Below are 13,636 nucleotides of genomic sequence, written 5' to 3' on the forward strand. Positions count from 1 at the left end.
CCACCCCATGGTGATCTGCGCCCCGTCTATGAAGGCGGTGCTGTGCTTTTGTGACAGCAACGTTACAGTTTCATGACAGTCGGCCTGAATCACCAAATTTCTGCAAAATTTAGTCAGATTCCGTTTTCATCGGCAAAATCACGCGGAATTCGGCCCCTTGGCCGGGGGTGCTGGTCACCTTAAGCCGCCCGCGGTGGCGATTCATGATGTGTTTGACGATGGCCAGGCCCAACCCTGTCCCCCCAAGCGCGCGGCTGCGGTGACTGTCGACGCGGTAAAACCGTTCGGTCAGGCGCGGCAGGTGAATTGCATCAATGCCGGGGCCGTGGTCGCGCACGCTGACATAGACCGCCGGGCCGCGCATCGCCGGGTCATGGGCCGTGCTTTTAACCGAGATCTCGACCCTGTTGTCGCGCCCGCCGTATTTAATCGCGTTCTCGATAAGATTGGTAAAGACCTGCACCAATTGGTCCGCATCCCCCAGCACAAGCGCCGGGGCATCGCCCAATGTCGGCGCCAATGTCACGTTGCTATCCACCGCCAGCGGGGCGAGGTTGCGCAGGGTGCCGCGCAGCACATCGCGCAGGTCAATCGGCACTTCCGGGCGCACGCGCTCTTCGGCCTCGACCCGGCTGAGCGACAAAAGCTCGCCCACCAGTCGGTTCATCCGCTCGGCTTCCTGCGCCATGATCCCCAGAAAACGCTCGCGCGCCGCCGTGTCATCACGCGCCGGGCCTTGCAGCGTTTCGATAAATCCGATGAGCGCGGTCAGCGGGGTGCGCAACTCGTGGCTGACATTGGCCACGAAATCGCGGCGCATTTGCCCGGCCTGCGCCATCTCCGTCACATCGTTGAAGCTGAGCAGGACAATCCCATGCGCCCCCACCGGGCGCAGGCTGACGTCATAGGTGGTGCCGTGTTCGCCGCCAATGCTGGTGAAACGCGCTTGGCAGGGGCCCGCCCCCGAAAGACACCGCTCCACCGCTTCGACCAGCCCCGGCTGGCGCAGCGCGGTGACAAAGTGGCGGCCCAGTAGCCCCTTGCCCAGCAAATCTTCGGCGGGGGCGTTCAGAACGGTGATCCGCTCTTCGGCGTTGATGGCCACGCTTGGCAGCGGCAGCGCCGCCACCACATCGGCAAGGGTCACGGCGGTGTTGCCCATGTCAGAGCGGTTCAAGATCGCGACGGAAGCGCGCGGCGTTTTCGGCATAGTGTTTGGCGCTGGCGGTCAACTGTTGGATCGCCTGTGCATCGAGTTCGCGCACCACTTTGCCCGGCACGCCCATAACGAGTGATCCATCGGGGATCACCTTGTTCTCGGTGATCAGCGCCCCTGCCCCGATCAGGCAGTTCTTGCCAATCTTGGCCCCATTCAGCACCGTGGCCCCCATGCCGATCAAGCTGTTGTCGCCGATGGTGCAGCCGTGCAGCATGACTTTGTGGCCGATGGTGCAATCCTCGCCCACGGTCAGCGGATAGCCCATATCGGTGTGAAAGACGCAGTTCTCTTGCACGTTGCTGCCGCGACCCACGGTGATCATCTCATTGTCGCCGCGCAGGGTGCTGCCGAACCAGACAGAGGCGTCAGGCCCGAGTGTGACTTTGCCGATCACATTGGCATCCGGCGCGACCCAAGCATCCGGAGAGACATCGGGGCGGGCATCAGCAAGGGCGTAAAGGGTCATTTCAACTCCTCAAATTCAGATTGCAGACGGCGGACATGGTCCTTGATCGCGGGCTGTTGGCTCAGCCGCAGCCGCGCGGCGGTGATGATGGATTTCAGCCGTGCCTCGGTCTGATCAAGGTCGTCATTCACCAGCACGAAGTCATAGCCATCCCAGTGGCTGATCTCGTCCCAGCTTTTGCCCATGCGTTTGGCAATGGTCTCGGCATCGTCCTGCCCACGGCTTTCCAAACGGCGTTTCAATTCGGTGATCGAGGGCGGCAGCAGGAAGATCGACAGCGTGTGGGTGTTCAGATCCGAGTTGCGGATTTGCTGTGCGCCCTGCCAATCGATGTCAAAGAGGATATCTTGCCCCTGATCGATCGCCGCCTGCACGGGCGCCTTGGGCGAGCCATAGAAATTGCCGAAGACATGGGCATGTTCCAGCATCTCGCCCTCGGCCACGGCCTGACGGAAGTGCTCCTCGCCGACGAAGCGGTAATCGGTGCCGTCCTCCTCGCCCGGACGGGGGGCGCGGGTGGTGGCGGAAACCGAGAACTTGATCGTCGGATCCCATGCGCGCAGGGCGCGGGCCATGGTCGATTTGCCCGCCCCGGAGGGGGAACTTAGGATGATCAGAAGGCCGCGTCGGCTTGGGTTTGTCACGTCTTACTCCACATTTTGCACTTGTTCGCGCATTTGGTCGATCACCGCCTTCAGGGCCAGACCGACAGTCGTCAATTCGGTGCTCTGCGCCTTGGAGCAGAGCGTGTTGGCTTCGCGGTTGAACTCCTGCATCAGGAAATCCAGCTTGCGCCCCACCGGCCCGCCCTGCCCGATCAGCGCCCGGGCGGCGGCGACATGGGCAGCAAGGCGGTCAATCTCTTCGGTGACATCGGCTTTGACCGCGATCAAGGCCAGCTCTTGGGCCACCCGGTCGGCATCCGCGCCTTCGCTGTTGTCGAGCACCCTTGCGAGGTTGCGGTGCAGATTGGTGGCGCTGTCTTCGCGGCGCGCCTCGGCCAAAGCGGCGGCTTCGGCGGCAAGGTTTTCGACCTCGGTCAATTGCGCTTGCATGACCGTGGCCAGCGCCGCGCCTTCCTGCTCACGCATGGCGTTGAAGTCGCGCAGCAAGGCGGGCATTTCCGACAGCAAAGCGTCGCGCAGCGCGTCGATGTCCTGTGCCTGCTCGGCCTGTTCCAGCACGCCGCGCATGGTGAGAATGTCGCTTGCCCGCGAGGGCGCGAGCGACACACCGGCATCCATCGCGCGGGCCTCAATCTCATGCAGGGCGGTCAGCAGCGTGTCGACATGCGCCGCGTTGACCTGCAAGCTGCCGTCGCTCTCAGCCGAGGATATGCGCAGGTTGCAGGTGATATTGCCCCGCGCCACCTGAGCCGTCACCTGCTTGCGCAGGGCGACCTCCAGCCCGTCGACCCAATCGGGCACACGCAGCCGCAGGTCGAGCCCTTTGCCATTGACCGCGCGCAGTTCCCAAGACCAGCTCCAGCCTTCCAAAGTGCCGGAGGCAGAGGCGAAACCTGTCATGGACCTGATCATCGGTGCGTTCCTTGCAAGGGCGGTCATGTCCTGCCTTACGGCGAAACCCCCGCGAGGGGCAAGCCCCCGGCCCCGATGGACCGGCTGATCCCAAGGCAATGTCGTTAACCACTTCGCCGAAAGCGGGACGAATTCTCTCTCGGGGTGCGGTATTAATGATTTGGTAATGTTTTCGGCCACATTGTGCCGCTGTCGTTTCAAAAACGGCAGCTGTATTGGCCAGGTCCTTATGGGTGAGTTTTAATGGGCAATACAGGCCACACCGCGCAGAATGTTGTCGCCATGTCAGATCATCGGACGCATGTTGGCTATGGCCCGCTGGCGCAGGTCGAAGCCTATTGGGAAGCCTTGCGTGGCAACAGATTGATGCCGCGGCGGTCCGATATCGACCCGCGCGGAATAGAGGCCGCGCTGGAATACGCCTTTATCCTTGAACGTGTCGCGGTGGGTGTTGGGCGGTTGCGTATCGCGGGCGGCCATCTGCGCGATCTCATGGGGATGGAGGTGCGCGGCATGCCAATCACCGCCTTTTTCGGCACGCAATCGCGTCCCCGCGTCAGCGAGGCGCTGGAAGAGGTTTTTCAACTGCCCGGTCAAACCACCCTGCATCTCAGCGCGGCTGCCTCCTATGGGCGACCTGCTTTGACGGGGCGCATGCTGCTTTTGCCGCTTAAAAGCGATCTGGGCGATGTCAGCCGGGTGCTGGGCTGTCTGGTCGTACGAGGCGAGGTCGGCCAAACCCCGCGGCGTTTCGATCTGGCGCAGGCGACGCGGCGCAGCGGCATTGGCGGTGCGACCAGAGCGTTGCGCTATGCCGCTCCGTTGCAACAATCAACTTTGCCAAGGGAAACCGGATTTGCAGAGGGAAAAGCCAGCTTCACCAGTGCCACGACGGGAAATCTGCCGCCCTACCTGCGGTTGGTGAAGTCAGAGCAGGAATAGCGCGCAAACCTGCCCTTCGAACGTAAAAAAACGCCGCCCTGCATTATGCGGGGCGGCGTCAATCTCATCGTGGGTCGGCCAAGGCCGCGTCTGTTACCCAGCTGCCCGCGCTGTCTGTGCCGTGCGGCGGTTCGACAGTTCTTCGGCAACCAAGAACGCCAATTCCAGCGATTGGCTGGCGTTAAGGCGCGGGTCGCAGGCGGTGTGGTAGCGGTCCGACAGGTCTTCGTCGCTGACCGCCCGCACACCGCCGGTGCATTCGGTCACGTCTTGGCCGGTCATCTCGAAATGCACACCACCGGGGACAGAGCCTTCGGCGTTATGCACGGCAAAGAACTCATGCACTTCGCGCAGCACGGAATCAAACGGCCGGGTCTTGTAACCGGTCGAGGATTTGATCGTGTTGCCGTGCATCGCGTCACAGGTCCAGACGACATTCGCGCCCTCTTCCTGCACGGTTTTGATCAGACGCGGCAGGTGATCGCCCACCTGCCCCGCACCAAAGCGCGAGATTAGCGTCAGACGGCCTTCTTCGTTGTCGGGGTTCAGCTTGGCCATCAATTGCTTGAGGTCATCGCTGGTCATCGAGGGGCCGCATTTCAGGCCGATAGGGTTTTGCACACCGCTGGCGAATTCCACATGCGCGCCGTCGGGCTGCCGCGTGCGGTCACCGATCCAGATCATATGGCCCGAGCCTGCTAGCCACTTGCCAGTCTGGCTGTCACGACGGCAAAGCGCCTCTTCATACTCCAGCAACAGCGCCTCGTGGCTGGTGTAGAATTCCACCGATTGCAAGGTATGCGCGGTTTCGGCGGTCACGCCAGCGGCGGCCATGAAATCCAGGGTGTCAGAGATGCGGTTGGCAATCTCGCGGTATTTCTCGGCCTTTTCGTCATCGGTGAAGCCCAGCGTCCAGCCGTGGACTTGATGCACATCCGCATAGCCCCCGGTCGAGAAGGCGCGCAACAGGTTCAGCGTGGCGGCGGCCTGTGTGTAGGCGCGCAGCATCTTTTGCGGGTCCGGAATGCGGGCCGCTTCGCTAAAGGCCAGATCGTTGATGATATCACCGCGGTAGCTGGGCAGTTCCACACCATCGACCACTTCGGTCGGAGCCGAGCGCGGTTTGGCGAATTGACCGGCCATACGGCCCAGTTTGATCACCGGCACTTTGGCACCGTGGGTCAGCACGATGGCCATCTGCAACATCACTTTGAATGTGTCGCGAATGGCGTCCGAGCTGAACTGCTCAAAGCTCTCCGCGCAATCGCCGCCCTGCAAAAGGAAGGCTTCGCCACGGCCAGCGGCGGCCAGATGTTTCTTCAGTCGGCGTGCTTCGCCCGCAAAAACGAGGACCGGATAGCGTGCCAGCTGTGCCTCAACCGCTTGCAATGCGGCTTGGTCAGGGTAATCGGGCATCTGGACGCGCGGTTTGCTGCGCCAGCTTGAGGTGCTCCAGTCTGTCATCTTTCTACTCCGCTCCACAGCGCCGAGTGTCGGCGCTTCGTGATCTTTCTCTATACAAAGGCGCGGGTAAAGTGACCAGAACCGAAATGCGCCCTATTGACGTTACGACAGGCCCGTGGGCAATGTTTTCGGCAAGTTCTGGCGGCTATGGCACATGTCGGCAGAGACGACCTGAGTAGAAAGACGCCGAGATGTCCCAACCGCGCCCGGCCACCCGCATGCCCCCCAAGACCGACAAGCCGCGGCGCTTCGTCTTTGTGCTGTTGGAGAATTTCACCCTGTTGAGCTTTGCCTCGGCGGTGGAATGCCTGCGTATCACCAACCGCATGCTCGAACGCGAGGTCTACCAATGGCAGGCCGTGGGCGAAAACGGTGAGACCTGCACAAGCTCAGCCGGCGCGGTCTTTGCGCTTGATGGCGGGTTAGAGGAATTGGGCCGCGACGACACGATTGTGATCTGCGGCGGCCTCGACGTGCAGGCGGCGACCACCAAGAAACTGTTGGCTTGGTTGCGCCGCGAGGCCCGCAAAGGGTTGGTGGTGGGCGGCCTGTGCACTGCGGCACATACGTTGGCCAAGGCCGGGCTGCTCGATGGCAAACGCGCGACGATCCATTGGGAGAATCAAGACAGCTTTGGCGAGGAATTCGAAGAGGTTATCCTGACGAAATCGGTTTTCGTGGTGGACGGCAATCGGTTGACCACGGCGGGCGGCACCTCGTCTCTGGATTTGATGCTGAAACTCATCGCCGATGATCACGGCGAAGAAACAGCCAATGCCGTGGCGGACCAGCTGATCTATTCGTCGATCCGCACGGACCAAGACACGCAGCGCCTGTCGGTGCCCACCCGAATCGGTGTGCGGCATCCCAAGCTCAGCCAAGTCATTCAGCAGATGGAGCGTAATATCGAAGAGCCGATCAGCCCCTCGATCCTTGCGCGGGATGTTGGCATGTCGACCCGCCAGCTGGAGCGGCTGTTCCGGCGTTACCTGAACCGCAGCCCCAAACGGTACTATATGGAACTGCGGCTGCAAAAGGCGCGTAACCTGTTGATGCAGACGGATATGAGCGTGATTAACGTGGCGCTGGCCTGCGGCTTTGCTTCGCCCTCGCATTTCTCCAAATGCTACCGGGCGCACTATCAAACCACGCCCTATCGCGAGCGCGGCAGCCAATCCACCCGGCAGCCCGCCTGAGGGTCAAGGCGTGATCCGGTAGACGGTGCCATTGCCCTCTGAAATGAACCAGATCGCACCTTCGGGGCCTTCGACAACATCGCGCACGCGGGCAGTCTCGGCGGTTTTGATCTGCTGGACCTCTTCCAGCGGGTCACCACTCAGCCGGGCGATATAGTCGAACTTGAGCGAGCCTACGAAGATATCGCCCTCCCATTCGGGGAATTGCGCGCCGGAGTAGACCACCAGCCCCGCAGGCGCGATGGAGGGATCCCAGTAGAATTCGGGCTGCGCCATTCCCTCTTTCGAGGTGCCCTCGCCGATCTTCGCACCCGAATAATGCTCCCCGTAGGAAATTACCGGCCAGCCGTAATTCGTGCCCTTGGTGATGCGGTTCACCTCGTCGCCGCCCTTGGCCCCGTGCTCCGACACCCAAAGCCGCCCATCCAAATCCAGCCCCGCGCCTTGCGGGTTGCGGTGGCCATAGGACCAAATCTCGGGCAGCACATCGGGCATATCGACAAAGGGATTGTCGTCGGGGATCGAGCCGTCGCGGTTCACGCGGATGATGCTGCCGTTATGGGTGCTGCGGTCTTGGGCTGCGGGGCGATCGCCACGTTCGCCGATGGTCACCAGCAGCGTGCCATCCCGCGCCTCGACCACGCGAGAGCCGAAGTGCTGCCCGCCGTTGCTGCCCGGTTTCATGGCGAAAAGCTCAGTCAAGTTTTCCAGAGTGCGGGCGTCCTCAGACAATCTGGCGCTGGCCAAAGCGGTGCCCGCGCCGCCGCCCTCTTGGGGTTTGGCATAGGTCAGGAACAACAGGCGGCTCTGCGCGAAATCCTCGGCCAAGGTGATGTCCAACAGACCGCCCTGCCCGACCACGGCCACCTCGGGCAGGCCCGACACCTCATGCCGTGCGCCGTCTTTTTGGTAGATCAGCCGCCCGGCTTTCTCGGTGACCAACAGGCCGCCGTCGGGCATGGGGGCGATGCCCCAAGGCGCCTCTAGACCCTCGGCTATGGGGGTGATCGTCAGGCTGCTCTGGGCGCTTACCGCGCCTGCGGCGCAGAGGCTGCTAAGGCCGATGAAAGTGGCGGTTGCAAATTGTTTGGCGGATGTCACGGGCAGGCTCCTTTGGGCATGGGGGCTTGGAACAAGACATAGCCAGCAAGCGGCCCATTTCCAGCATTCCACTCGGCACACGCGAAAAGCCGCCCGCGCAGACCACGTGATAAATCGCCTTTTCTTTTTCGAAACCACGACCTAACGTTCGATCAGAACGAGAGTTCAACTAAGGGAGAGTACCAAATGAAAAAAATATTGATGGCCACAACGGCCGTAGCTTTGCTCGCCACCGGCGCGCATGCAGAAGACACAAAAATCGGCATTCTGCTGGGCTTCACCGGCCCGCTGGAATCGTTGGCCAATGACATGGCTGCCGGTGCTGAACTGGCGATTTCCGAAGTTAATGAATCCGGCATGTTCCTCGACGGTGCCACCGTTTCGTCCGAGCGTGGCGACACCGGCTGCATCGACGCGGGTCTGGCCGTGGCTTCCGCTGAGCGTCTGATCACCTCTGATCGCGTCAGCGGCATTGTGGGCGGCATGTGCTCGGGCGAGACGACAGCCTCGCTGCAGAACGTCGCCATTCCGAACGGCATCGTGATGATCTCGCCATCGGCGACATCGCCTGCTCTGTCGACCGTCGAAGACAACGGCCTGTTCTTCCGCACATCACCGTCTGACGCGCGTCAGGGTCAGGTCATGGCCGACATCTTGAACGACCGTGGCATCAAAGAAGTCGCCGTCACCTATACCAACAACGACTATGGTAAAGGTCTGGCCGACAGCTTTGAAACCGCGTTTAAGGAATCCGGCGGCACCGTCACAATCAACACATCGCATGAAGACGGCAAAGCGGACTATTCCGCCGAAGTCGGCGCGCTGGCCTCTGCCGGTGGTGAAGTGCTGATCGTTGCAGGCTACGTCGACCAAGGCGGTGCGGGCATCGTGAACGGCGCGCTGGACGCAGGCGCGTTCGACACCTTCATGTTCCCCGACGGCATGGTCTCCGACACGCTCGAAGAAAAATTCGCCGAGATCGCGGATGGCTCTTTCGGTCAGAACCCAAGCGCCTCTGGCGAAGGCCCCGACAACTACAAGAAGATGGGCGAAGAAGCCGGTTTCGAGCCGACCAACGCCTTCTCGCCCGAAGCCTATGACGCGGCGGCTCTGATGCTGCTGGCGATGCAGGCCGCAGGGTCCAACGATCCGGCGATGTACAAAGAAAAAGTGATGGAAGTCGCCAACGCACCGGGCGAAAAAATCCTGCCGGGTGAGCTGGGCAAAGCGCTGCAGATCATCAAAGACGGCGGCGATGTCGACTATGTCGGTGCGTCGGCGGTTGAGCTGATCGGACCGGGCGAAAGCGCGGGCAGCTACCGTGAGATCGAAATGAAAGACGGTAAGATGGTGACGGTCGGCTACCGCTGATCTAAGCTTCGTCTGAAACACTTGCAGAGGCCCGGTTGCATCGCGATCGGGCCTTTTGCTTGGGAAATCGGCTTTTCTTCCGCGCAGGCAGCCAGTACAAAACTCCTATTGAGGACGTGGAAAACACGTCCCGTCTGGGAGGACAGGATGAAAAAGCAACAGATGGCCGTGCCGGTCAGGGCTCTGAGCATGTATCTTGCTGAGTGTGATTTCGGCAATGCTGCGCGATCTGCCTTTAACGAGGCAGCGGCAAGCTTTCTTCATAAAAGGACCGCAGCGGTCCCTTCCAAGAATCTCAGCAGACTGTAAACAGGTAAGGCAGCGCGGATATGCGCGGCCCACCGCAAGACGACCAATAAAAACCAGCCACAAGGTGGCGGACACGGGGATGGACATATGATCGTCGTAGACGACGTACACAAACACTTCGGCGGGTTTCACGCCGTCGACGGGGCAAGCCTGTCGATTGAAAAGGGATCGATCACCGGATTGATCGGCCCCAATGGCGCGGGTAAAACCACGCTGTTCAACGTTATCGCAGGCGTGCTGCAGCCCACTTCGGGCCGGGTGACCATGGACGGTGAAGACATCACTGGCCTGCCCCCGCATGAGCTGTTCCATAAAGGGCTGCTGCGCACCTTCCAGATTGCGCATGAATTTTCGTCGATGTCATGCCGTGAGAACCTGATGATGGTGCCGGGCAACCAGTCGGGCGAAACACTGTGGAACACATGGTTCGGTACCAAGCGCATCGCCGATGAGGAACGCGCACTGAAAGCCAAGGCCGATGAGGTGCTGGAATTCCTGACCATCGAACATCTGTCCGAGCAAAAGGCCGGTCAGATCTCGGGCGGCCAGAAAAAGCTGCTGGAACTGGGCCGCACCATGATGGTGGATGCCAAGATCGTCTTTCTGGATGAGGTCGGCGCGGGCGTGAACCGGACGCTGCTCAACACCATCGGCGACGCCATCATCCGCCTGAACCAAGAACGCAATTACACATTCGTCGTCATCGAGCATGACATGGATTTCATTGGCCGCCTTTGCGATCCAGTGATCTGCATGGCCGAGGGCCACGTGCTGGCCGAAGGCACGCTGGATGAGATCAAGGCGAACGAGCAGGTGATCGAGGCCTATCTCGGCACCGGCCTGAAGAACAAGGACAAGGTAGGCGCATGAGCAATGAACCCTACGGCGACCGCGGCAACAAAGATTGGTCGGTCGGCAACGCAAAGGGCCAAGGCAGCATCATGCCCAAGGCCAGCGGCAAAACTCACCCCGCCCCCGGCGGCCCCTTTCTGATCGGCGACAGCATGACCGCCGGATACGGCGCGGGCCCCGACATTCTGCATGACTGCACCATCGCAGTGGATCGCGGCGAAATCGCCGTGATCGTCGGCCCCAATGGTGCGGGCAAATCCACTGGTATGAAGGCGGTCTTTGGTATGCTCGACATGCGCAAAGGCCATGTGCGGCTGGATGGGGAGGATATCACCAATCTCAGCCCGCAAGACCGGGTGGCCAAGGGCATGGGCTTTGTGCCCCAGACCTCAAACATCTTTACCTCAATGACGGTCGAAGAGAACCTAGAGATGGGGGCCTTCATCCGCCGTGATGATTTCCGCGATACGATGGCGCAGGTCTATGACCTCTTCCCGATCCTCAAGGAAAAGCGCAATCAGGCGGCGGGCGAATTGTCGGGCGGTCAACGCCAGCAGGTCGCCGTGGGCCGGGCGTTGATGACGCAGCCGAAGGTTCTGATGCTCGATGAGCCGACAGCGGGTGTCTCGCCCATCGTGATGGACGAACTCTTTGACCGGATCATCGAGGTGGCCCGCACCGGCATCCCGATCCTGATGGTCGAACAAAACGCCCGTCAAGCGCTTGAGATCGCGGACAAAGGCTATGTGCTTGTGCAGGGGGCGAACGCCTTTACCGGCACCGGCAAAGAGCTTTTGGCCGATCCTGAAGTCCGCAAATCGTTTCTGGGGGGCTGAACATGGATCTGCTCAACGCAATTATTGCACTTTCGAACTATGTGCTCATTCCGGGCATCGCCTATGGCTCACAGCTGGCGCTTGGCGCGCTTGGCGTGACGCTGGTCTACGGCATTCTGCGGTTTTCCAACTTCGCCCATGGCGACACGATGGCCATGGGAACCATGGCGACGATCCTGATAACATGGCTGTTCCAATCCATGGGCCTCAGCCTCGGCGTGCTGCCCACGGCGCTTCTGGCCCTGCCCTTCGGCATCGCCTTTGCCATGCTGCTGGTGCTGGGCACCGACAGGGTGGTCTATAAATTCTACCGCGAGCAAAAGGCCAAGCCGGTGATCCTTGTGATCGTCAGCCTCGGTGTGACCTTTATCTATAACGGCATCACCCGCTTCATCATTGGCGCGGACGATCAGAACTTCCTCGACGGGCAGCGCTTCATCATGTCGGCGCGGGATTTCAAAGAGATGACCGGCCTGCGCGAAGGTCTGGCCTTCAAGACGACCCAAGGCATCACCATCATCACCGCGATCATCGTTGTGGCCGTGCTGTTCTGGTTCCTCAACAAGACCCGCGCGGGCAAATCCATGCGCGCCTATTCCGACAACGAGGATCTGGCGCTTTTGTCGGGCATCAACCCCGAGCGCGTGGTGATGATCACATGGATGATCGTGGCCGCACTCGCGACTATCGCGGGCACACTTTACGGCCTTGATAAGTCGTTCAAACCCTTCACCTATTTCCAACTTCTGTTGCCGATCTTCGCGGCGGCCATCGTCGGCGGGCTTGGCTCTCCGGTGGGGGCGATCGCGGGCGGTTTCGTGATCGCATTCAGCGAAGTCACGATTACCTATGCGTGGAAAAAGGTGCTGGGCTATGTGATGCCCGAAGGGCTGCAGCCTGACGGCTTGGTGCAGCTTATGAGCACGGATTACAAATTTGCGGTCAGCTTCGTCATTCTTCTGATCGTTCTGCTGATCAAGCCCACCGGCCTGTTCAAGGGGAAATCGGTATGACCCAGACTGTGAAAAACACGATCCTTTTCGGGATCATCGCCCTGATGATCATCTACACTGGCTTTGCCCAAAGCTGGAACTCTGCCCTGCTTATCATCGCCATGGGCCTGATCTCTTCGATCATGGCGCTTGGGGTGAACCTGCAATGGGGTTTTGCGGGGCTGTTCAACGTCGGCGTCATGGGCTTTGTCGCCTTGGGTGGTCTGGCGGCTGTGCTGGTCTCCATGCCCCCGACCGAGGGCGCTTGGTCCACCGGTGGTTTCGCCATTCTGGGGGCGCTGGCCCTTGGGGCGGGCACCGTGGTGGCGGCGGTCATGCTGATGAAACGCATGGCCCCCGGCACGGCGCGCACCCTTGCGGTGATCGCGGTGCTGGTCATCGGTTTCTTCATCTTCCGCGCCCTGCTCGATCCTGCGGTTGAGGCTGTCGAGGCGATCAACCCCGCGCAGACCGGCTATCTTGGTGGTCTTGGCCTGCCGGTGCTGATCTCTTGGCCTGTGGGTGGTCTCTTTGCTGCGGGGGCGGCTTGGCTGATCGGTAAGACGGCGCTTGGCCTGCGGTCGGACTATCTGGCGATTGCCACGCTGGGGATTGCCGAGATCATCATCGCGGTGCTGAAAAACGAAGACTGGATGAGCCGCGGCGTGAAAAACGTGATCGGCCTGCCCCGTCCGGTGCCCTATGAGATCGATCTGCAGAACAGCACCTCCTTTGTGGAACGCGCCGCCGGCTTCGGGTTTGACCCGGTGGAAGCCTCGACGCTTTGGGTAAAACTGCTTTATATCGCGCTTTTCGCGGCGGTTCTGATCCTTTTGCTGTGGATGAGCCAGCGTGCGCTGCATTCCCCTTGGGGTCGGATGCTGCGGGCAATCCGTGACAACGAAGTCGCGGCTGAAGCCATGGGCAAGGATGTCACCGCGCGGCATTTGCAGGTTTTCATCCTCGGCTCTGCCATCTGCGGCATTGCGGGTGCGATGATGACCACGATGGACAGCCAGTTGACGCCGGGTACCTATCAGCCGCTGCGCTTTACCTTCCTTATCTGGGTGATGGTGATCGTTGGCGGGTCGGGCAACAACTTCGGCGCGATCTTGGGTGGTTTCCTGATCTGGTTCCTCTGGGTGCAGGTCGAACCGATGGGTCTGTGGCTGATGAGCCTGATCACCGCTGGCATGTCCGAAGGCTCGGCATTGAAGGCGCATCTGATCGAGAGCGCCGCGCATATGCGGCTGTTGACCATGGGCGTCGTGCTGCTGCTGGTGCTACGCTTCAGCCCACGCGGGTTGATCCCCGAGCGGTAAGCTGTGGGTGAGATCCCCTCACGAAAAG

General features: G+C 60.9%; 13 protein-coding genes. 7 read left to right on the plus strand and 6 right to left on the minus strand.

Features of this window, described 5'->3' with window-relative positions:
• Positions 1-109: 109 nt before the first annotated feature.
• From R1T45_RS13660 to R1T45_RS13675, 4 genes are read right to left on the minus strand one after another with little or no spacing between them, the layout of a single operon-like run.
• Entirely contained in the window at positions 110-1,162 is a 1,053-nt protein-coding gene (locus R1T45_RS13660; RefSeq protein WP_120352203.1) for a sensor histidine kinase, read from the minus strand.
• Between the two features lies 1 nt (position 1,163).
• Complete coding sequence (locus R1T45_RS13665; protein ID WP_120351080.1) at positions 1,164-1,685, minus strand: gamma carbonic anhydrase family protein; 522 nt, start codon at positions 1,683-1,685, stop codon at positions 1,164-1,166.
• The gene (gmk, locus tag R1T45_RS13670; protein WP_317389329.1) at positions 1,682-2,329 is read right to left on the minus strand and encodes a guanylate kinase; all 648 of its coding nucleotides are present in this window, start codon (positions 2,327-2,329) and stop codon (positions 1,682-1,684) included. Before gmk ends, R1T45_RS13665 begins: the two co-directional genes overlap by 4 nt.
• A 3-nt stretch (positions 2,330-2,332) precedes the next feature.
• Positions 2,333-3,223, minus strand: coding sequence for a YicC/YloC family endoribonuclease (locus tag R1T45_RS13675; RefSeq protein WP_317389330.1), 891 nt, complete (start codon positions 3,221-3,223; stop codon positions 2,333-2,335).
• A gap of 282 nt (positions 3,224-3,505) precedes the next feature.
• Between R1T45_RS13675 and R1T45_RS13680 the strand changes: the two genes are divergently transcribed.
• On the plus strand, positions 3,506-4,165 hold the full coding sequence (locus tag R1T45_RS13680) for a PAS domain-containing protein (RefSeq protein WP_317389331.1): 660 nt from the start codon (positions 3,506-3,508) through the stop codon (positions 4,163-4,165).
• 93 nt (positions 4,166-4,258) lie between these two features.
• Here R1T45_RS13680 and R1T45_RS13685 read toward each other — a convergent pair whose 3' ends face one another.
• Positions 4,259-5,629, minus strand: coding sequence for a class II 3-deoxy-7-phosphoheptulonate synthase (locus tag R1T45_RS13685; RefSeq protein WP_120351076.1), 1,371 nt, complete (start codon positions 5,627-5,629; stop codon positions 4,259-4,261).
• A gap of 191 nt (positions 5,630-5,820) precedes the next feature.
• Between R1T45_RS13685 and R1T45_RS13690 the strand changes: the two genes are divergently transcribed.
• Positions 5,821-6,825 carry a GlxA family transcriptional regulator gene (locus R1T45_RS13690; protein WP_317389332.1) on the plus strand — a complete coding sequence of 335 codons (1,005 nt, stop codon included), beginning with the start codon at positions 5,821-5,823 and terminating at the stop codon, positions 6,823-6,825.
• Between the two features lie 3 nt (positions 6,826-6,828).
• On the opposite strand, the gene R1T45_RS13695 is transcribed toward R1T45_RS13690, so the two are convergent.
• Complete coding sequence (locus R1T45_RS13695) at positions 6,829-7,890, minus strand: PQQ-dependent sugar dehydrogenase (protein ID WP_411041399.1); 1,062 nt, start codon at positions 7,888-7,890, stop codon at positions 6,829-6,831.
• Positions 7,891-8,112: 222 nt separating this feature from the next.
• Between R1T45_RS13695 and R1T45_RS13700 the strand changes: the two genes are divergently transcribed.
• The 5 genes from R1T45_RS13700 to R1T45_RS13720 all read left to right on the plus strand — a co-directional run bounded on the left by R1T45_RS13700 (position 8,113) and on the right by R1T45_RS13720 (position 13,608).
• A complete protein-coding gene (locus R1T45_RS13700; protein WP_120351073.1) occupies positions 8,113-9,297 on the plus strand; it encodes an ABC transporter substrate-binding protein in 1,185 nt (394 codons plus the stop codon).
• Between the two features lie 396 nt (positions 9,298-9,693).
• On the plus strand, positions 9,694-10,476 hold the full coding sequence (locus R1T45_RS13705) for an ABC transporter ATP-binding protein (RefSeq protein WP_067628634.1): 783 nt from the start codon (positions 9,694-9,696) through the stop codon (positions 10,474-10,476).
• The gene (locus tag R1T45_RS13710) at positions 10,473-11,294 is read left to right on the plus strand and encodes an ABC transporter ATP-binding protein (protein ID WP_317389334.1); all 822 of its coding nucleotides are present in this window, start codon (positions 10,473-10,475) and stop codon (positions 11,292-11,294) included. Before R1T45_RS13705 ends, R1T45_RS13710 begins: the two co-directional genes overlap by 4 nt.
• A 2-nt stretch (positions 11,295-11,296) precedes the next feature.
• Positions 11,297-12,307 (plus strand): branched-chain amino acid ABC transporter permease, encoded by a 1,011-nt coding sequence (locus R1T45_RS13715; protein ID WP_067628635.1) that lies wholly within the window; start codon positions 11,297-11,299, stop codon positions 12,305-12,307.
• Positions 12,304-13,608: a branched-chain amino acid ABC transporter permease gene (locus R1T45_RS13720; protein ID WP_120351072.1), complete on the plus strand. Its 1,305-nt coding sequence runs from the start codon at positions 12,304-12,306 to the stop codon at positions 13,606-13,608. The genes R1T45_RS13715 and R1T45_RS13720 overlap by 4 nt, the downstream gene beginning before the upstream one ends.
• The last annotated feature ends 28 nt before the right edge of the window (positions 13,609-13,636 follow it).

Source organism: Sulfitobacter sp. LC.270.F.C4 (assembly GCF_032922545.1).
Classification (GTDB): domain Bacteria; phylum Pseudomonadota; class Alphaproteobacteria; order Rhodobacterales; family Rhodobacteraceae; genus Sulfitobacter; species Sulfitobacter profundi.